At 62.8% G+C, this 20499-nt stretch carries 16 protein-coding genes and 2 pseudogenes; 9 read left to right on the plus strand and 9 right to left on the minus strand.

What is annotated here, in order from left to right:
* Positions 1-114 precede the first annotated feature (114 nt).
* From ACAM51_RS27050 to ACAM51_RS27070, 5 genes and pseudogenes are all read left to right on the plus strand, one after another.
* Positions 115-2097: an IPTL-CTERM sorting domain-containing protein gene (locus tag ACAM51_RS27050; RefSeq protein ID WP_369643949.1), complete on the plus strand. Its 1983-nt coding sequence runs from the start codon at positions 115-117 to the stop codon at positions 2095-2097.
* A gap of 58 nt (positions 2098-2155) precedes the next feature.
* Complete coding sequence (locus ACAM51_RS27055) at positions 2156-3805, plus strand: IPTL-CTERM sorting domain-containing protein (RefSeq protein ID WP_369643950.1); 1650 nt, start codon at positions 2156-2158, stop codon at positions 3803-3805.
* A 127-nt stretch (positions 3806-3932) separates the two neighbouring features.
* A complete protein-coding gene (locus ACAM51_RS27060) occupies positions 3933-4175 on the plus strand; it encodes a hypothetical protein (protein ID WP_369643951.1) in 243 nt (80 codons plus the stop codon).
* 186 nt (positions 4176-4361) lie between these two features.
* A complete protein-coding gene (locus tag ACAM51_RS27065) occupies positions 4362-5087 on the plus strand; it encodes an IPTL-CTERM sorting domain-containing protein (RefSeq protein WP_369643952.1) in 726 nt (241 codons plus the stop codon).
* A gap of 374 nt (positions 5088-5461) precedes the next feature.
* Positions 5462-5617: pseudogene (locus ACAM51_RS27070) on the plus strand (IS3 family transposase); the annotation flags it as partial.
* A 165-nt stretch (positions 5618-5782) separates the two neighbouring features.
* Here ACAM51_RS27070 and ACAM51_RS27075 read toward each other — a convergent pair.
* Positions 5783-6826, minus strand: a complete 1044-nt coding sequence (locus ACAM51_RS27075) for a GlxA family transcriptional regulator (RefSeq protein WP_369643953.1) — start codon at positions 6824-6826, stop codon at positions 5783-5785.
* Between the two features lie 693 nt (positions 6827-7519).
* On the opposite strand from ACAM51_RS27075, the gene ACAM51_RS27080 reads away from it, so the two are divergent.
* Positions 7520-9271 carry a methyl-accepting chemotaxis protein gene (locus tag ACAM51_RS27080; RefSeq protein WP_369643954.1) on the plus strand — a complete coding sequence of 584 codons (1752 nt, stop codon included), beginning with the start codon at positions 7520-7522 and terminating at the stop codon, positions 9269-9271.
* Positions 9272-9544: 273 nt separating this feature from the next.
* Here ACAM51_RS27080 and ACAM51_RS27085 read toward each other — a convergent pair whose 3' ends face one another.
* The gene (locus ACAM51_RS27085) at positions 9545-10453 is read right to left on the minus strand and encodes a bestrophin family protein (RefSeq protein ID WP_369643955.1); all 909 of its coding nucleotides are present in this window, start codon (positions 10451-10453) and stop codon (positions 9545-9547) included.
* 330 nt (positions 10454-10783) lie between these two features.
* Here ACAM51_RS27085 and ACAM51_RS27090 point away from each other — a divergent pair, with 330 nt between their 5' ends.
* Entirely contained in the window at positions 10784-11419 is a 636-nt protein-coding gene (locus ACAM51_RS27090; RefSeq protein ID WP_369643956.1) for an FABP family protein, read from the plus strand.
* Between the two features lie 367 nt (positions 11420-11786).
* Positions 11787-12043: pseudogene (locus ACAM51_RS27095) on the plus strand (DUF3363 domain-containing protein); the annotation flags it as partial.
* 174 nt (positions 12044-12217) lie between these two features.
* Here ACAM51_RS27095 and ACAM51_RS27100 read toward each other — a convergent pair.
* The 7 genes from ACAM51_RS27100 to ACAM51_RS27130 all read right to left on the minus strand — a co-directional run bounded on the left by ACAM51_RS27100 (position 12218) and on the right by ACAM51_RS27130 (position 18637).
* Positions 12218-13135: a leucine-rich repeat domain-containing protein gene (locus ACAM51_RS27100; RefSeq protein WP_369643957.1), complete on the minus strand. Its 918-nt coding sequence runs from the start codon at positions 13133-13135 to the stop codon at positions 12218-12220.
* A 70-nt stretch (positions 13136-13205) separates the two neighbouring features.
* Complete coding sequence (locus tag ACAM51_RS27105) at positions 13206-14159, minus strand: IPTL-CTERM sorting domain-containing protein (RefSeq protein ID WP_369643958.1); 954 nt, start codon at positions 14157-14159, stop codon at positions 13206-13208.
* 118 nt (positions 14160-14277) lie between these two features.
* The gene (locus ACAM51_RS27110; protein WP_369643959.1) at positions 14278-15258 is read right to left on the minus strand and encodes a helix-turn-helix domain-containing protein; all 981 of its coding nucleotides are present in this window, start codon (positions 15256-15258) and stop codon (positions 14278-14280) included.
* Between the two features lie 340 nt (positions 15259-15598).
* Positions 15599-16237 carry a response regulator gene (locus ACAM51_RS27115; protein ID WP_369643960.1) on the minus strand — a complete coding sequence of 213 codons (639 nt, stop codon included), beginning with the start codon at positions 16235-16237 and terminating at the stop codon, positions 15599-15601.
* Positions 16234-17295: a PAS domain-containing sensor histidine kinase gene (locus ACAM51_RS27120; RefSeq protein WP_369643961.1), complete on the minus strand. Its 1062-nt coding sequence runs from the start codon at positions 17293-17295 to the stop codon at positions 16234-16236. Before ACAM51_RS27120 ends, ACAM51_RS27115 begins: the two co-directional genes overlap by 4 nt.
* A 56-nt stretch (positions 17296-17351) precedes the next feature.
* Positions 17352-18323, minus strand: coding sequence for a methyl-accepting chemotaxis protein (locus ACAM51_RS27125; protein WP_369643962.1), 972 nt, complete (start codon positions 18321-18323; stop codon positions 17352-17354).
* Positions 18324-18331: 8 nt separating this feature from the next.
* Entirely contained in the window at positions 18332-18637 is a 306-nt protein-coding gene (locus tag ACAM51_RS27130) for a hypothetical protein (protein ID WP_369643963.1), read from the minus strand.
* 91 nt (positions 18638-18728) lie between these two features.
* On the opposite strand from ACAM51_RS27130, the gene ACAM51_RS27135 reads away from it, so the two are divergent.
* Complete coding sequence (locus ACAM51_RS27135) at positions 18729-20486, plus strand: DNA cytosine methyltransferase (protein WP_369643964.1); 1758 nt, start codon at positions 18729-18731, stop codon at positions 20484-20486.
* Positions 20487-20499 lie beyond the last annotated feature (13 nt).

Here is a 20499-nt window from a genome sequence, read left to right on the forward strand (position 1 = left end):
CTGGGGGCACTGAAAAATCTGTGGATTGAGCCCTGTCACATATCAACGGCTATCAAGATAGTTAGCTTGATGCGCATGAATGGCGGGCGCTAGAGCAAGAAAAAAGTACACCTTATGACATGCCGCCCCCTGTCCTCGACGCTGCTGCTCGCCAGCCTGTTCTGCGCCTCTGCGGGGGCCGCCACGGTCATCGTCACCGATGTGGGCGACGCACCGCTGGGCGGCGCGGTGAATTGCAATCCCGGCAGCGCCACTTGTACGCTACGCGCGGCCATCGAGCAGGCGAACGCCAACATCGACGCGGACACCATCGCCTTCAACTTTGGCGGAACGCCCACCACCATCAGTCCCGCCACGCCGCTGCCCGCTATCGCCTCCCAAGTCACCATCGACGGCTACACCAACGGCGGCACCCCCAACAGCGCCGCCACGGGAACGAACGCGGTCATCACCGTGCGCATCGATGGCGCGAATGCCGGCGCCGACACATTCGGCATTCATCTGCGGCCCGGCGCATCCGACTCGGTGGTGCGCGGCCTGGCCATCACACGCTTCGGCCATGCGGGCATGCTGGTCACTTCCAACCAGACCTACGACGTGTACCGGGTGCAGGTTCTTGGCAACTTCATCGGCACCGACGGCAGCGGGTCGCCGGACGACGCGGCCGGCCTGCTCGCCAACCGGCACGGAATCTACGTAGCCAACTACGCCCAGAGCACCTCGGTCGGCGATGGCTCCCCCGCCGGGCGCAACCTGGTCGTGGCCCGCACCGATGGCATAGGCATCGCCTCCTCCGACAGGGTGCTGGGCACCCGTATCCACGACAACCTCATCGGCACCGGGCGCAGCGGCAACCAATTGCGTGGCGACGCGGCCACCGGCGTCCAAGTCTATGGTAGCAACAGCGTCACCATCCGCACCAACGTGATCGGCGCGCGCCAGACGGGCATCGACATCGTCAACGAGAGCGATAGCAACGACATCCAGGCCAACCGCATCGGCGTGGGCGCCGACGGCGCCTCGCCCATCGGCGGCAGCGGCCACGGCGTGTTCATCCGCAATCAGCAAAACATCAACCAATCCTTCCCCTGGCACAACCGCGTGGGTGGCGCGGGCGCGAGCGAGGGCAACACGATCGCCCACTGGGGCGGCAGCGGCATCCGCGTGGAGCACAACCTCTTGCAGGTGAAAAACCCTCAGGGCAATAATTGGCGCGGCAACAGCATCTACAGCAACGGCGCCTTGGGCATCGAGCTGATCGACCCTGCCAACCCAGCCGCCGTGGGCTCCGACCCCGCGCAGCCCCAGCCCATCTGGGCGGTGCGCCAACCCATGATCGCCAGCACCACCGGCAGCGCCGCCGGCACGCAAATCTACGCCACGCTGATGGACAGCCAATCGCCCAGCGCCGTCTACCGCGTGGAGGCCTTCGCCAACACCGCCTGCGATGCCAGCGGCTATGGCGAGGGCCAGGTCTTCCTGGGCGCGGCCGACGTGCAGACCCACCCCAGCGGCGGCTGGGCCGGGACGCTGGCCTTTGCCGCCCTGCCCGCCGGCCACACCCATGTGGCGCTGACGGCCACCCTCATCGGCAAGAACGGCTACGCGGAGAGCTCCGAGTTCTCGCGGTGCGTGGCCGTGCAGGTGCAAGGCGGCGCGGGCGGCGGCGCCACGCCGCCCGCAGTGACGCCGGGCAGCGCCAGTGTGCCGGTGAACCAACCCTTCAGCCACACCCTGGCGCAGTACGTGACGGCCACCGACGGCGACGCTCTCCAGCCCTACGCGCTGCTCGGCACGCTACCGCCGGGCGCGGCCTTCAATGCCGCCACAGGCCAGCTCACCGGCACGCCCACCGCGCCTGGCACCTACCCGCTGATGTTGTCCGCCACCGACAAGGACGGCACCGCCAGCGCGGTGTTCACGCTGACAGTGACGGGCACTGGCAATCCAGGCGGGCCGGGTGGGCCAGGCAACCCAGGTGGCGCCGTGGCCGTGCCCACGCTGGGCCACGCCGCCTTGGCGCTGCTCTCTGGCCTGCTGGGCGCTCTGGGCCTGTGCCACCGATTCACTATCAAAAAGAGAGCTATTCGCGTCTGATGGACAAGCGCTAGTACCCAAAAACACTCAAAAAAGGCCTACTGAGGAGGAACCATCCATGCAAACCATCCGCACCCTGTCCGCCGCGCTGCTGCTCGCGTACCTGTTCTGCCCCCCTGCGGGGGCGGCTACCTTCGTTGTCAACGAAGAAGGTGACGGCATCGACACTAGTCTGGGCGACGGCCTGTGCACCACCACGGTCGGCCACTGCTCGCTGCGCGCGGCCCTGCTGGAATCCTCCATGCACGCAGGCCCCCACCGCATCGAATTCAACGTCCCCACCGCGCCCAACACGCCCGCCGTCATTGCGCCCAACTCGCCCCTGCCCGTCATTGCCAGGCTCATCGTGATCGATGGCACCACGCAGCCTGGCTCCAGCGCCAACACGCTGGCGGTGGGCAACAACGCCGTCGTCAACGTGCGGCTGCACGGGGCCAACGCGGGCGCGGCAAACGGCCTGCGGTTCGACGCGGGCGCGTCCAACTCGGTGGTGCGCGGCCTGGCGATCACGGGTTTTCAGAACAACGGCATCGTTCTGAACGGGCTGAACGTGCCGGGCGGCCTGAGCGGGGTGACCATTGCGGGCAACTTCATCGGCACCGACGGCTCGGGCTCCATCGCCGATGCCACGGGCACGCTGGCCAACACGCGGGGCATCTTCATCTACGACGGCGCTGCCAACACCATGGTGGGCGGCAGCGCCCCCGCTGACCGCAACCTGATCGTGAGCGGTTCCCTCAGCTTCGGCATTTCGGTGAGCTCCACCTCCACCGGCACCCAGGTGCGGGGCAACTACATCGGCACCAACCGCGCGGGCCTGCTGCGCGTCGGCACCTATGTGGGGGTGGCCGTTGACGCATCGGGCGGCAGCGGCCTCTATGGCAACGTGATCGGCGCCATCGACACGGGGGTGCTCCTGTATGGCGGCGCCAGTGGCGTTTCCTTGCAGGGCAACGCCATCGGCGTGGGGGCGGACGGCGCGGCCAACATCGCGGGCTCCGGCAGCGGCGTGTACATCACCAACGGCGGAACGGCCTGGAGCCCATCGCTCATCCGCGTGGGCGGCGCCGACCCCGGCGAGGGCAACACCATTGCCCACTGGGGCGGCAACGGCGTGCGCGTGGAGCGCAACGATGCGGGCGCGCCCGATCTGCATTACCACAGCATCCGGGGCAACAGCATCCACAGCAACGCGCTGGCGGGCATCGAGCTGATCGACACCGCTGGCGGCAGCGTCACGGTGAACAGCGGCCAGCCCGCCCCCGCCATCACCAGCGCAACGGGCAATGCGCAGGGCACAGTGGTGAACTTCAGCCTTGCCAACGCGGCTGCCAATGCCACACATATCTACGAGGTATTCAGCAACGCCACTTGCACGCCCCAGGGGCGTACCTACCTGGGCGGGCTGCAAGCGGGTACCGACGGCAGCGGCACCTACACCGGCAGCATCAACCTGCCGGCCGTGCCAGCAGGGAGTTTCCTGACCATGACGGCCACGCACAACTTCGGCGGCAACAACCAGTTGGAGACTTCCGAGTTCTCGGGCTGCGTGCAGGTGCAGGCCGGCCCGGGCGGCCCCGGCGGCAATCCGGGCGGTCCCGGTGGCCCCGCCGCCATCCCCACACTGGGCCATGCGGGGCTGGCGCTGCTGTCTGGCCTGCTGGCAGGCGCGGGCGCGCTGCAGCGGCGCAAACGAGGTTGTGAATAGAAAGTGGTTGAAGCGCCTCCTCAGCAGGCGCCAAAAGCTATCAGATCGGTACCTGACCGATCATGTGGGCGGCTCGAAATCGCTGGCGGCCCCAAGCCCCAGCGCGGGCATCCGCAAAAGCATCTGCGTGCCCCTCCGCGACACCGTCGATTCGGTGCAGCACATGGACGCCACGGGCAGACGCGCGCCGGCGCCCGGCCCCGTCAACCCCTGGGGCTTCTTCGGCGCCATCATCTGCTACGTGCCCATCAGCAGCACCTCCACCGGCTTCGACACGTTCACCTACACCGCCATCGATGTCGATGACAACGAGAGCGCGCCCGTCTCGGTGACGATCGAAGTTTTCGAGGTCAAGGTACCACCGATATGAAGTATCCAACCGCCGCCGCCCCGGCCCTGCTGGCCTGCACTGCCCAGGCCGCCCCGCTGCAATGGGACGCCTGCCCCTGGGGCCAGACCTCATCGGGCAGCGCCTGCACCGGCACGCCCGCGCTGCTCACCTGGCAGCAGGCAGCAGGCCAACGCCGCGCTCCACCAAGGCCAGACCGACTGGCGAGTGTCCAACCGCACCGAGCTGGAATCCACCGTGGACTCGGCCGCGCCGGGCGCAGGCACCTTCTGGTCGTCCACCAACTCCCACCCCGCGCCCGCCCAAGCGTGGGGCGTGGATTGTTGCGACAGCGCCTCGCACCCCGCCGCCAAGACCGCCGCCCTGGCCTTGCGCCTTGTTCGCGACGGCACGGCCGCGCAAGCCTTCCAGTCGCCCGGCCCCGCCACCACGCCCGCGCTGCCCCTGCCCAGCCAGCCGGGCCAGACGGCGCAGGCCGTGGTGACGGGTGGCGGGGCGGGCTGCGGCTTTACCCACGCGCAGTTCGTGGCCGCGTCCACCGCGGCCCCGCCCCCTGCCAGCGTGAAGTTGGCGGCTGACCTGTTCGATCTCATCCTCGAAGGCTGCACGCCCAGCCGCACGGTGCAGATCACCATCACCTCCCCGCATGCAATGGCCGCCAACCAGTTCTGGAAGCACGGCCCCACGCCCGGCCAGGGCGCGCACTGGTACGCCTCCCCGCGAGCCACGATCAGCGGCTCTGCGGTGGTGCTGACCCTGACCGACGGCGTGCTGGGCGACGGCGACCTGGACGCGACCAATGGCCGTATCGTGGATGCAAGTGCGCCTGCGATGCCGGTCGCCCCGGCGACCATCCCCACGCTGTCGCTGTGGGGCCTGCTGCTCCTATCGACGCTGTTGGGGCTGGTAACGTGGCGATGGCGACGCGCGTAGATCGCTACATTGTTGATCTCCACGCAAGCCGAACCCAGCGGCGATGCGGAAAAAAAACATGAACTACTAGGAGGTAGTTCACATATTCGTACAGAGACAGAATTCGCGCCAGATAAGCCATACGTCAAATGTTACAACCTTGTCAGGCCAGACCGCCGTCGGCAGGGCTACCCAGAAGGAGGCGGCTGTTGACCACTATCTTTCTCACAATCTCTGCATTGTTGCCACCGTAAGGGCGCAGGGCTACACTGGTCGTAGGATGTTGACTGCATGTAGTTGCGAGACGCTTCCTGAAAGCAGGAAGACCGTGTTGACCGGTAAAGATTCTCTGAGACATAGGGACGCATCGGTACGCGGAGCGCGGAGCGCGGAGCGCGGAGCGCGTCAATATGATGCTCGATGCTTTCATCGAAAAGATGGCAGGCGGCAACAGCCGGCCGTGGTGCTCACTATCGCTGGCAGGCTGGCTATCGCGGATCGCAGATGTGAAGCTCATTTGCTCGATGTCACGCAAGGGGTGCTCGCCGGACACGCAGCCTGCGGACGCCTCTTCTTGCTGACCTCGTGCAGCCTGACGGATTCGTGGACGTTGAGGAACTCACCATGCAGCCTGCCATTGAGTTTCGGTTTTCTCGGTGACCGATCCATTCGGGCTGTTCCCAAGCGAGTCAATGCGCTATAGGCCTCATCTAGGTTCACGATACTACGCTCCGATTCGTGCTGTCCGGGATCAATCCGTCGCTCTTTCGATATTCTCCAGGCGTTACGCCCCAATGCTTTTTAAACCCACGCTGAAGCGTGTCTACCGAGTCCAGTCCACACCGATGGGCAATTTGATCAATGCTCCAATCCGTCTCGCGCAGTAGCAATGCGGCATGGCTCAAGCGGGTTGTCAGCACATACTTCGACGGACTACTCCCGGTCGCCCGCTGAAACAACCGCGTGAGATGCCGCGGACTGAGGGATATATGCTCTGCCATGGTCTCCACGCTCAGATCGTTGGCCAGGTTCTGGTAAATCCAGGCCAGCAAATCCCTCATTGCGTCACTGGCTTGCGCCTGGGTATTCAGGAGCGGACTCATCTGCGGAGACTGGCCGGGGCGCATTCCTGACAGCACCAAGAGACGCGCAATTTGTGATGCGCAGTCCCTACCCAGGTCCTCTTCAACCAACGCAAGCGAAAGATCAATCCCCGTCAGGATTCCGGCGGAGGTCCAGACGTTTCCATCACGCACAAATATCTGGTCGCTGACCACTGTCGTGCCAGGACACAGACGTTGAAGCAGGCCACAGGCACTCCAATGGGTCGTGCAGCGTCGTTCTTGTAGTACGTTGGAATGAGCAAGCGCAAACGCTCCAGTACACACACTCGTCACTCGGCGAGCACTGGATGCAACTGCTTTTATCCATTCAGAGAGATCACTACGTTGCAGTTCATGGAGCACCACATCCTCATGCCCTCCGGCAATGATGAGCGTATCGATCGATCGAGGATCAATCGCAGCCCAAGGTGCATCGGGCAGGATCGCAAGTCCAGCATTGGAGTTGACGGCCTTGTCATGCGCCGCGAGCACGCGCAGCGCGTAGCTCCCCGGAAGCCAGACGTTCGCCTTGCTAAAGACGCTCAGGGGACCTGCAATGTCAAGCAATTCCACCCCGTCAAAAACCACCACTGCCACCTGTCTTGTCGACCCAACAGTGGCTGATTCTGCGGCAATTTTGTCATTGATATTTCTCATGGCCGACTCTACAAACAAGCTGTTGCTGATGGTTTTCTTTGCATAGGACTAGTGGGAATTTCAACACCAAATCGCGTCCTGCCGGTCCAAATCTGATAGATATGAATACGCGTTTTCTGAACTTATTTCCTCCAAGGGGAAAGCAGTGCAAGCGCGATGAGGGTGGTTCAAAATTGGCAGTGCAAACAACGGTTGCACTGCTGTTTCGGAATTCCAAGATATCTACGACAACAGGAAATCCGATGGAAAAACACAGATGTGGGCACGCTGCTGCAAAGGACGGATCGTGCGATGTAGGCAGCCGCCACGGGCAAGAGGCGCGTTGGCACAGCAACTCAATGCCGGACCAAAAAAAGCCAGGCCACTCGTACACACCTCCATGCCGCTGGAAGTACTGCTCCCCGGCGGTTGCACGTTGGGCACGTATTGGATCGCGCCCGCTCGGCCCGCTACAAGGTGCTGGAAGAAACCTAGGCGCAGATCATCATTTGACACCGAAAAGTCGGTCCGAGGCGCCACCAAAGACCCTCCCCATCATGCAGTTCAAAGGCAACGGCATGCGAACCAGTGAATCTCCTGCCGGTTCAAGGAGATCGAAGTGCTGGTGAACAGGACCGAGAGTGGACAGGTCAAGGGTGTTCCACCACAGGAACGAATGGCAGCCAAATCCAATAAACAACAATGGAGGGAAGAATGAATCGTCTGAATATTTCCACTCGGCTTGTGGCAGCTTTCTCAGCCATGGTGCTTCTGCTTATTATTCTGGGGGGCGTTGCACTAGCACGATCAGCAAGCCAACACACAGAGCTCAATGACATCGTCACCAGGCGGATTCCCATTACCAAATCCATGGGCGCGCTAGCGGATGGAGTAAACGTTCAAGCCATCCAGTTTCGGAATCTTGCGCTGTCGACATCCGACACCGTCGTCAAGCCATCTCTGGAACGAGTGGCGGGTGCGCGGGCATCGATTGCAAAGGAACTTCCTACACTCACCGACTTGATCCGATCTGAGAAAGGGAAAGAGATCCTGGCTCGCATGCAGCAGCACCGAACGGGCTTCCTGGGGTTGGGCGACGAGTACATCAGCTTGATTCAGAAGGGAGAGAGGGACGAGGCGTTGAAGTTGCTTCAAGATCGACTTCGGCCTGTGCAACTGGAGTACCAGAAGACGATCCAGGAACAGGTCGACTACCAAGCCCAGGTCACTGCGGCCGCTGGCGAGCGGGCGGAGGCTGCGGCCAGATCCTTGGAACGCGATGTATGGATCACCGGTGCGATAGCAGTTGGATTGGCGATCTTCTTGGCGATCACCATCATCCGCTCCATCATCCGCCCGCTGGCACAGGCAGTGGAAGCGGCGGACCGTGTCGCGAATGGTGACCTCAGCGGCCATATCAGCGTGAAGACAACGGACGAGACGGGTCAATTGTTGAGCGCGCTACATCGCATGCAGCAGAGTCTGGTGAATACCGTCAGCGCAGTACGTCAAAACGCTGAAGGCGTGGCATCAGCCAGTTCGCAAATAGCCTCGGGCAACAACGATCTTTCAGCCCGGACAGAACAGCAGGCCAGTGCATTGGAAGAAACCGCCGCATCCATGGAAGAACTGGGTTCCACCGTGCGCCAAAACGCGGACAACGCCCGTGAGGCTAACCAGTTGGCAGTGAATGCATCCACCGTGGCGGTGCAGGGTGGCGACGTAGTGGCTGAAGTAGTCGAAACCATGAAGGGCATCAACGACAGCAGCAAACAGATTGCAGACATCATCAGTGTGATTGACGGCATCGCTTTTCAGACGAACATCCTGGCCTTGAACGCTGCGGTGGAAGCCGCCCGGGCGGGCGAACAAGGCCGTGGCTTTGCCGTGGTGGCCGGTGAAGTCCGCAGCTTGGCTGGCCGCAGCGCCGACGCCGCCAAAGAAATAAAAAGCCTTATCACCGCCAGCGTGGAACGGGTCGAGCAAGGCACCCTTCTGGTAGACAAGGCAGGGGCAACGATGACCGAAGTGGTCACATCCATCAGGCGGGTCACAGACATCATGGGTGAGATCAGTGCGGCCAGCAGTGAACAAAGCGCAGGCGTCGGCCAGGTGGGAGAAGCCGTCACGCAGATGGACCAGGTAACTCAGCAAAACGCGGCGCTGGTGGAGGAGATGGCCGCAGCAGCCAGCGCACTGGACGCCCAGGCGGGGGAACTGGTCCGTGCTGTAGCGGTGTTTAAGCTGCCAAACAACGGTAGAAGTGACAGTTCCATCAGTTCCCCAACATCCCCTCAACAGAATAAACCTCCAGCGATGCCGCTGCCAGCCCTGAGTGCGGTACCAACCGCTCCTGTGACTAGTCGCGTGGCCGTGCTAAAAACAGGGCAGCGTGCCTCCGCCATTCCACAGGACCAAGCCGTGAAACATCCTTCAGGCAGAAATGAGGAATGGGAGAATTTTTAGAAGGAGACGGATGATGTCGGCAGAGATTTTCTTCGCGTTGCCTCTCACGCCACTCTTCATCGCATCCTGCTTGCGCCGGATTTTCACTTCCTCCCAGAAGACCGTGCGAAAGCATGCAGAGTTCATCGAAACCAGGGGCGTATCGGAAGCGCTGCCTAGACTCAGGAGAGTGAAAACTCCAGGGACGTCGTGCGCCATGCCGGCATGAAGTTGCACAAGGACAAGAAACGACGCAAGGCCCGGGTCTTCAAAAAAATGTCCCGACAAGCCCGATCAAGTCAAGATGATTTCTGCGGCATCGGGCTTCTCGGGCAACTGCTCACCAAGCATCTCACGAAGAGATTCCTCGATCATGCTGGACATTGCATCCAGAGCAAGGTCGTTCGGAGCCATCCCAAATGGCTCCTCGATCTCCGCCGCCACAGCCTCCAAAGCAAAGAAAGTGTATGCAATGAATCCCGCGACAACGGGAGTCATGGCCCCAATGGAGTCAACCAGACCAAAGGGTAGAAGCAGGCAATAGGTAAAGACTGTTCTATGAATCAGTACGGAATATGTGAACGGAATCGGTGTGTTGGCAATCCTTTCACAGCCGCCGAGTGCATCGCAGAGGTGGGTCATAGAGGATTCTATGACCGGGACGAGCACCGGCGACAGTACACCTTCCTGGCGTTTTTCACGAACCCAATGGCTTGCGTGAAGCAGCAGTGCAGCCGGTTTGTAGCGCAAATTCTGCAAGCGGACACAATCACTGTCCGAGAGCAGGCGCCGAAGATCAGGGGAAGGGTCACTGCCGCGCAATTGATGTCTCAGAGCATGGACAAAGGCAATCAGATACATCGCGAAGTCGCGCGTATGTGATGGATCATCGATGTGTGTAAGGGCTTGCCGAACCAACGAGCGTGTGTCATTCAACAGCACCCCCCACAACATGCGTGCCTCCCAGTAGCGCGCATAGCTTGTACTGTTGCGAAACCCCAAGAATATTGCCAGAGTCAGGCCGATCAGCGAAAACGGCACGAAGGTCAGCTGGATTTTCCACTGAAGAAGTTGCCCGTGGCACATCGCCACGAGCACCGCGAATCCCGTCGCTGCAACCAGTTGAGGGGCGATGTCAGGCAGGACCGACCCTCGTAGCACAAACAGCATACGCAGCCAGTGAGGACGTGGACGGACGATCACGATGAGTAGAAAAATAGAACCTGTGAAGCCACCAGAAGCCTAGCATTCATCGCAAAAGCTTATCTCGTGTTGTGGAGAGGGCATCCCGATCAGCTAACCGGATGCCCCTTACCTCTGGCTTGAGGTTGTCAGTTTGACACTGGAGAAGCATGCTGCCCGCAGCTGATCCTGATATGGGGCACAACTGGCACTCGCATCCCAGCAACAAACGCCCGTTGTACGTCATTGTCCCTCGGATGGTTCGCAGGACGAGAAGGGGCGATTTCGTATCCAGCGATACTCATGCAAGCAACAATTGAACCACCGACGACCTCAACCATTGCCTCACCCATGCCCAATTTTCCCGAAGATATTTACACGGAACCCTCCAATCTGGATGGAGATACCCTCGCCAACCTCGGACCGTTGCGCAGAATGGCGGGCGTTTGGCGTGGCGAGAAAGGCATTGATGTCAAACCCAAGGCACAAGGGCCAAAGACACAGGTCTACGTCGAGCACTATGAGTTGCAACCGATAGACCCTCAAACCAATGGCCCACAGGTCCTGTATGGCCTGAGATACCACACCTACATTCACAAGCCAGGCCTGAAGAAGATGTATCACGACCAAGTGGGCTACTGGTTGTGGGAGCCCGCCACCCAAACTGTCATACATACCCTGGCAATCCCACGGGGCCAAATCGCCATGGCAAGCGGCCAAACGAGCGCAGAGTCAGATAGCTTCGAACTCTCAGCCACGCACGGAAGTCTGGTGAACGGGATCGTGTCCAACCCATTCATTGAGCATGCATTCACTACCATGGAGTGGCGTATCAAGGTCATGTTCAACGCTGATGGGACTTGGTCCTACGATCAAGACACGGTAATGCAAATCAAGGGCTTGATCGAACCTTTTCACCACACCGATCGCAACACCCTCACGAAAATCGCCGAGGCGACACCGAATCCATTGGCCGTCGGGAACTGATCGGCAGACCTCGGTCTTGAACCAACCCGCAAACTTCGGGGCGATTCGGTCGCCTCAGCAGCAAATGCTCATGAATGGGGTTACGAGACAGCGCTGTGCGATGGATTGCCTCGTGGAGGAACAGGTGCCGACGCTGTACGCCCCCTCCCCTTCTCGCACACCAATGGCGTGGCAGTTCTGCTGATGACATCTCAACGGGATTGCAGTGGACGAGGCCAATTGACTGCGCACGCGCGCAAAACCGAATCCGCCCTCTACAAGGACGGACCGGGCGCGATGAAGGGCACGCTGGAGCCCACAGCTACTAGATTCTCAATGGGAGAGTTGCGTCAGATGGTGGTGGGCTCTTTCCGGCTAGGAGCAGCCCCAGAGGCACGGCCAGTGTGTGGTCTTGGTGCGCAACCTATTGGGCACACTGTGCAATCGCGAACTAGCGCAGTCCACCGGGAACACTGCCTCCGAAAGTGACTTGGAGTACCGCCCCCTAGCCGACGGCCAGCGTACAGCTGGCATCTACCGCTGCAGCGTGATGCTCTCCAGTGCCGCCATGCGATGCTTGATGACGGCAAGGCGTTCAGCTTGGTACCCTGGAGGCCCGTGATCGAGCAACGACTGGGCGGGTAATTTGCCGCAACGATGCAAGGCGGCGGAGTCGTATATGGAAAACTGGACACTATGGGGTCCGCGGGATGGTCTGCTCGGAGCCGGCTCGCTGGCCGTGCATCCGCGGGCGCTGCGGGTGGTCCTGTTGCACGCGGTAGTGCAGGATGACGTCGAACTGCTGGAGGCCAAAATGCTTCAAACCCGCTGGCGCCGCAGCGCCACGAAGCCGAGCGTGGCGGCGGCCAGCGACAGCAGCGCCAGCGCCCACTCGCCCAGCGTGGGGACGGGGGTGATGCCCAGGCCGGGCGGCGGCGGGGTGCAGGCGGCGTGCCAGGGCGTCTCGCCCGTGGCCACGTTCCAGTCGTTGCTGACGGAGGGCGTGAGGTGGTTGGGGCAGAGCTGCGAATCGTTGGTGAGCAGCGAATTGGGCGCTGCGGGCACGGGACCGGTGAGCAGGTTGTCGTTCACATACAGGCGCTGCAAACCCGGGGGCAGCGTGGGAATGCTGCCCGTGAGCTGGTTGTAGCCCAGGCCCAGTTGCTCCAGCGCGGGCGCGCCGGCCAGCGAGGGGATGGCCCCCGTGAACTGGTTTTGGCGCAGCCCCACCACCCGCAGCGCCGGCAGGTTGTCGAATGGCGGGAGGCTGCCGCTTAACTGGTTGTTGAGGGCGTAGTACCACTGCAAGTGCTGCAGCCCAGCGGGCGCGGGCAACGCACCTGTGAACTGGTTGTTGCCGATACTAAAGAACTCCAATTGCGCCAGGCCCGCGATGGCCGGCACGGGGCCAGCCAGTTGGTTGTTGTACAGCTCGATGGCCTGCAGGTCCGGCAGAGCCGACCAGTCGGGCAGCGGCGTGTTCGCGGGACTGACCAGGTGGTTGGACGAGAACTCCAGCCTCGTGACGGTGTCGCCCGTGCAGACCACGCCGTACCAGGTGCACTCGGTGCCGACGGCGCCGCCCCAGTTGTCCTGCTGTGTCCAGTCCACGCCGCCGGTGGCGGCGTAAAAGTCCAACAGGTATTGCCGCTGCGATGCGGGAATGTCGGCCTGGGCACTGCCTGCGGCCAGTAGGGCAATGAGGGCAAGAAAACGGCGGAGTAAAGAGGCTGTCATGGTGATGGTTCTTCTATGAAATAGATAGCTGCTTGTGCTTTGTGGGGGGGCGCTGGAGCCCAATAAGGCTTCAGACCCTACGCCGCTGCAGCGCGCCCAGGCCCAGCGCGGCGGCGGTGAACGCGAGAAGAACCAGTGCCCATTCGCCCAGCGTGGGCACGGCAGTGGTGCCGCCCAGCCCCGGCGGCGGGGCGGTGCAGTTGTCGTACCAGGGTGTTTCGCTTGTGGCCGCATCCCACGCCGGGCTGTTCGAGGGCGTGAGGTAGTTTGGGCAGAGGTGCGAGTCGCCGGCGTCCAGCGCGTTGGGGGCAGCGGGTACGGGGCCGGTGAGTTGGTTGTTGCTCACGTTCAGCCGAAGCAGCCCCGGCGGCAGGACGGGGACGCCGCCCGTTAGCTGGTTGTTCTGCAGGGCCAAGATTTCCAGGGTGGACACGCCGGTGAGCGGTGGAATGGGACCGGTCAGCTGGTTGTCGCGCGCCGTGAATCGGGTGAGCGCCGGGAGGTCGGAAAGCGCCGGAATGCTGCCGCTGAACTGGTTCGCGTTGACGTTGTAGGCATCCAGGTGCTGCAGTCCGGCAGGGGTGGGCAGTGCACCGGTGAACTGGTTGACGGCGAGGTTGAAGTCCTGCAACTGCGCAAGGCCCGCAATGGCGGGCGCGGGGCCCGTCAGTTGGTTGTTGCCCAGGGCGATTCTTTGCAGGTCAGGCAGCGCCGCCCAGCCGGGCACGGGCACGCCCACGGAATTGACCAAGTGGTTGCTGCTCAAATGCAGTTCAGTGACGGTGGTGGCACCCCCATCGCACGTCACGCCGTGCCAATTGCACTCGGTGCCTGCGCCGCCGCCCCAGCCGGTGTTGTCGATCCAGGTGGGGCCACCGGTGGCAGCATACAAATCCAGCAGGTACTGCCGCTGCGATGCAGGGATGGCGGCCTGTACACTGCCTGCGGCCAGCAGGGCGAGGATGATGGAAAGGCCGCTGAAACGGCGCAAAGGACGAAAAGGGCGAAGAAATGTGCTTGTCATGGCACAGCCTATTCTGGGAAAACGGCTGTGCGGTGTCGTTGTCGGCAACGACAAATGACTGGTTCAAAACGACATAAAGAGCAAAGGCTCCGGGCGTCGCGTGCGCAACGCGCAATACTCAACCTGCGTTGCGCACCTCGGTCGGCGTCATGCCGAAGCGCCGCTTGAAGGCCCTGCTGAAGGCGGATAAGTCGTCGAAGCCGTTGTCTTGCACGATCTTCAGCACCAGGCGGTGGCGCTGGCGGGGATCGGCCAGCGCGGCGCGCACGCGGTCGAGCCGTGCGTCGCGCACGAAGTCGGAAAAGCAGGTGCCCTCGCGCGCGAACAGGCGCTGCACCTGGCGCGGAGTGAGGTGGTGCTGGCGCGCGATCTGCGCCAGGCTCAGTTCATGCTCGTCAATGCGCGCGAGGATGTCGCGCCGAATCAGTGCCAGGCGCGGTACGTGCAGTGCATCGCTCTCGGGCGGCTGCTCGCTTCGCGCGACAGGCGCGAGCATACGGGCCATCAGCTCCAGCAGGTGCGACTGGGCCGATTGCAGCAGCGGTAAGGACAAGGCGGGGTCACCGGGCATGCTGGCAAGCAGTTGTGCATAGCCCATGGCGAGAGCGGGTTCGGGCATGTCTGGGGGCAGTAAGCGCAGAGGGGCTTCTTCCAGCCCCGGCACCTGCTGCGCCAGAGCGGAATGAGGCACCAGAATGGCAGCGCTGCAACCGCCGTGGGGCGTGATGTATTCGTGCACGCGCGCTTTGGAGATGATGCCGAATCTGCCGTTCGAAAGGTCAATGCTTTCACGCGGCGTGTGGACGGTGCTGCGGCTCCAGCTCACCCCCAGGTACACGTCGTCAGCACCATCGCGCAGCATCTCGGGCGAGCGCCAGATGTGCATGGGCGTGTGCTCGGTGCGCACGTACACGCAGTCGTCGCCCAGAGGCATGACGGTAGCTGACAGATCCAGCGGAACCGCGCCCTCGCAAGGCCACAGATCCACGCGCATGACCTCGCGGCCCAGCAGTTCGCGCACTGCATCGGCTTTGTCGCGCCCGGCGTAGTCGCACGAGGACAGGCGCATTCTCTGAGGAACGGCGAGCGTTTCAGGCATGGTGGCTCCAGGGAATGATCACCGCAGTGTAGATGCCCGCTGGTAGTGGTCGGCCGGATGGGGTTGTGCGGCAAGTGCTCCGGGCGTCTGCTTTAACAATCAGACTGCTGGCAACTATCCGGTAATAGTACGCATTCGTAAAGACTGAGCAAGTGCCCGCAACCAGCCTTGAGCAGGCCTGCTTGACCGCCAGCCATCAAGGTATCGCAGCGCGTACTTTGAATAGCTGACCATCCCCAGCAAATAGTGGAAATTGCGGCCCCATTGACGCCAACACGCGATAAGTACTTCTCCGCCTCAAAAGTACTGCGCGAACCATCCGCGCCGAGAGCGGTCTGTACTACCCATGAACGATCTTATGCCGGATCGCATACATCACGAGTTCGGCGTTGCTCTCAACCCCCAGCTTGCGAAGAATGCGCGTTCGGCTGGAACTCACCGTCTTCACGCTGATGAACATCTTTTTGCCGATTTCAGTCAAGGAAATGCCTTGAGCAATCATGAGCATGATCTGGTGCTCGCGGGCGGACAGCTTGTGGTGCGGCGGCTGGTCGTCGTCTGCACTGGCCGTCTGCAGCAGTAGCCGCTGAGCCGCGATGCTGCTGAGGTAACGCCTGCCAGCGGCCACCTCGCGGATGGCGTGGATCAGTTCCTCGGCCTCGGCATCCTTGGTGAGATATCCACTGGCGCCCGCGCGCAGCGCCACCACGGCGTACTGCTCGGCCGGGTACATCGATAGCAGCAGCACCGGCATCTTCGGAAACTCGGCGCGAAGCGACGGCATGGCCTCCAATCCGCTGCGCCCTGCCATGCTCACATCCAGCAACACGACTTCAAAAGGGGCGCCCCGCAGCTTGGCCAACATTTCACCCACATCGCGCGCTTCATCCTCCACGCGCATGTCCGCTTCGTCCGAAAGCAGCTTGCGCAGCCCCGATCGGAAGATGGTGTGGTCATCAACAACGAGGACTCTGATCATGGTGTCACGGGTATTGAAAGGTGAAGGCTAGTGCCCGCCCCAGGCGCGCACTGCAGATCCAGGGTGCCGCCCAACTCACGTGCCCGCTCTTTCATGCCAAGCAGGCCTCGAGCATCACTGCGGTGGGGGCCTGCGGCGAGGCCCACACCATCATCGCGGATCTCCAGCGACAGCCGATTGGGCGCCTCCTGCCGCAAGGACACCCAAACCTTCCCGGCATGAGCGTGTTTGGCAATGTTGATCAGTGCCTCCTGGAAGATGCGGAACACACTGGTCGCACGGTCGATCTCCAGCCCCTCCAGCGTGTCCGAGGTTTCCCACTGGCATTGCAGCGCATGCCGCGCCGCAAACTGGCGCAGCTCGCGCTGCATGGCCGAGGCCAGCCCCAAGTGGTCGAGCCCGCTGGGCCGCAACTCCTCGGACATCTCCCGCACCGACTGGATGGCCTGGCGCGTGATGTGCATGAGGTCCGCCGCGATCTCCTGGAGCGCAGGATCGTTGACCCGACGCTGCACGCGCTGAGCGTTCATCTTGATGGAGGCCAGCAGCCCGCCCAGCACATCGTGCAGCTCACGCGCGAACAGGGTCCGCTGGCGCTCGCGCTCCTGGTTGATGTGCGCAGCCAGTTGCTGCAGATCGTTGCGCGCCTGGCGCAGCTCTTCTTCGCGCAGGGTCTGCTCGGTTACATCAATGCCCACCCCCATCACCGCAGGTCGGCCCCGGTAGGCCATGCGCGAACCATGCACCTCAAGCAGCACGATACGCCCCTGCTTGTGAATGGCAGGGGTGATGTAGCGCACGCTGTCGATCTCACCTGCGATCCGCTGGTGGTACATCTTCAGCGTGTAGTCGATGGACGATGGAGGGACGAGGTCGCGCAGCGACATGCCGACGATCTCGGAACGGCTGCGCCCGAAGAACTGGGCCCAGGTCTCGTTCGAGTACACGAAGATTTCATCCTGTATGACATAGATGCCCGTGATCGACTGCTCGACGATCGCTTTGAATGACAGGTCCAGATAGTCATCTGCGGTCGAAGGTGGAAGCTGGAGCTGCATGGGTCGGTCGTGGCGGGATCAATACAGGACAACGGTAGGGGGCGGGCGCTCTCGCGTCAAGCGGTGATCGTGGGGGTGACATAAGATCCGCAGGTCACCACCAGGTCACCATGGCGTTCGAAGTAAGCGGACTTGGTCATCGCCTCCTGCGTGAGCGGGTGCAGCCAACGATAGCTCACATGGCCACTACCCTGGCGCCGCGCGCTGGCGACGATCTCGGCCACGAAATGCTTGCCATCCAGATCCTTGAAGTTGCGGCCATCTACACCGACCAATCGGGTGTTAGTGCCATGGGCAACACAGTGAACGTCAGTCGAGTACAACACTAGGTAAAGGTCCCGGTCGATGAGTTCGACGTTCTGAGGGGTGTTGACCTGTTCAATCAGTGCGGCGCCGCCACGGCTCCGTAGTATCCCTACGGCCCGCTGCACGAGAGCCTTTGCATCATCTGCGCTGGCATGGGCTTGGGTTCCCAGGTCGAAAGACGCCACCGATTGCACCAGTTGCAGTGCCTGCTGGTGCAGCGCTGCGACCGGTTCGGCAGCATTGCGACTGAGCGATGCGTTCTGACGCGTCAGCACATCCAGATCCGCGATAGACGCACCAATTGCATGCATGCCTGCCGTTTGCTGCCGGACCGCCGTAGCCATGGCCTCGATGATGCTCGCCACCTGCTGTACGCCGTCCAGCAGTCCCGCCATGGTCCGGCCTGTCTGTCCGGCCATCTCGGCACCGGCATCAACACTGCGGGCCGACCCTTCGATGAGGGTGCGCACCTCGCGAGAGGCTGCGGCGGAGCGCGTTGCGAGGTTGCGCACCTCGTTGGCCACTACGGCAAACCCTCGCCCCGCGTCCCCCGCCCGTGCAGCCTCTACCGCAGCGTTGAGTGCAAGGATGTTGGTCTGAAACGCGATGTTGTCGATCAGGCTGATGATCTCGCCAATCTTGCGCGAGCTGCCTGTGATGCTGCCCATGGTTTCCACCAGCCGTTGGATCACCTGTGCGCCTTGCTTCGCTTGCTCCAGCACGCCGTTGGCTATGTGGTGCCCCGTTGGGCATCATCGGCATTGGCCTGCAGGGCTGGTGCCAACTGCTCCATAGAGCCGTTGACATCGTCTATCGACGACGCCAACGTGCTCATCATGGCGGCAAAGCGCGTGTGGTCGCTGCCCACATGGCCCGAAGATGTCGCGATGGCCAATGTGCCTGCATGCACATCGCGCACCACGGCAGCCATGCGCTGCTGAAGCGCGGCCAGATCCTGAAGCAGCGGTTCCGCCGGGTCTGCACCGCGCGGATCTTGCGGCGGTGCCTCCAGCGCGCCCGCCACCAACTGCTGCACCTGCCTACGTGCCTGTGCCAGACGACCGGCGTTCCGGGCCGATCGAATGGCCAGCCCAGCATAGCAACAGCCGGCAAGCACAAGGCAAGCCATGACCCCCAGCTGCATCTGGCTTGGCGGTGCCATCGCCAATGCGGCAACTCCCCCCACCACGGAGAAAGCCGCAAGCGCATGCGCCGCCACCGGCATCGAGCAGGCCCTCGGCCGCCATGTTGATGTCGCAATCAACCACGACGCCGACGCCATCGGCATGCACGAGGTCAACCACCCGCAGACCCGGCACTACCGCGAAGACATCCGCAAGGTTGATCCGCTGGCGGTAACCCGCGGCGAGCTGGTGGGTCTGCTGCATGCCTCCCCAGACTGCACGCACCACAGCCAGGCGCTGGGCGGCCAGCCGCGCTCGCAGGAGATCCGCTCTCTGGCCTGGATGGTGCACCGGTGGGCCGGCAAGACCCGCCCCGATGTCATCACGCTCGAAAACGTCGAGCAGATGCTGCAGTGGTCCCCGCTGATTGCCAAGCGCTGCCCCGTCACCGGCCGGGTCATCACGCTGGACAAGACGAAAGACGCGGCCGGCAAGACCACGTACAGGGTGGCCGCCCCCGGCGAGGTGGTGCCCCGCAACAACCAGTTCCTGGTACCCGACCCCAGGCGCAAGGGCAAGAACTGGGAGCACTTTGTGGCCGGCCTGCGCGCCATGGGCTACAAGGTCGAGTGGCGGGTGATCTGCAACGCCAAGGTGGGCTGCCGCAGCACGCGCACCCGGCTCTACATGATCGAGCGATGCGATGGCCTACCTATCGTGTGGCCCGAGCAGACCCACGCCAAGAAGCCCACGGGCAAGCTCAAGGCCTACCGACAGGCCGCCGAGTGCATCGACTGGAGCATCCCCGGCACCAGCATCTTCGGCCGCAAGAAAGAGCTTGCCGAGGCCACCATGCGGCGCATCGCCTACGGCATGAAGAAGTTCGTGCTGGAGAGCCCAGACCCGTTCATCGTCGAGGGCGCGGCCCGCGCTTTCGTGCCCGTGACGCACACGCGCGACATTGCCTATGACGTGGCCGACCCCCTGCGCACCATCACTACGGCCAAGGGCGGCGAAACGGCACTCGTGTCCGCCTATCTCGTGCAGGCCGGCCATGGCGAGGGCCAGGGCGACAGCAAGCGCCGGAGCTACGGCGTGAACGATGTCACCGGGCCCGTGGGCACCGTCACCGCGAGCGGAGGCGGCCAGAGCTTGGCCACCGCCTTCATGGTGCAGGCCAACGGCGGGCACAACACCGTTCACGCGCGCGACCTGCGCGACGGGGTATCCACCGTCACCACCAGCGGCAGCCAGCAGCAGCTCGCCGTGGCCCACCTCACAACGCTGCGCAAGCACAGCGTCGGCCGCGATGCGCGAGATCCGGTGCCCGTGGTCTCCGCCGGCGGCGAGCACCACGCCCTGGTGCAGTACGAGCTGAGCAAGGAAGACGAGGCAGGCGCCCTGCGCTGCGCCGCGTTCCTCATGCGCTACCACGCCAGCGGCGGCCAGTGGGCCGACCTGCGCGACCCCATGACCACCATCACGACGCACGACCGTCTGGCGCTGGTGACCGTGTGGTACCGGGGCGAGCCCTGGGTGATCGTGGACATCACGCTGCGCATGCTGGTGCCGCGCGAGCTCTACAACGCCCAGGACTTCCCGCCCGACTACGTGATCGACCGCACATCCAGCGGCAAGAAGCTCACGAAGACAGCCCAGGTGCGGATGGCCGGGAACAGCGTCAGCCCGCTGCCCATGCGGCTGATCGTGAGCCTGAACTACCAGGAAGCAGCCGAGGAAGTAATGAGCAAGGCTGCTTGACAAAGACAGACAT

The organism is Acidovorax sp. A79, assembly GCF_041154505.1.
Lineage (GTDB): Bacteria > Pseudomonadota > Gammaproteobacteria > Burkholderiales > Burkholderiaceae_C > Acidovorax.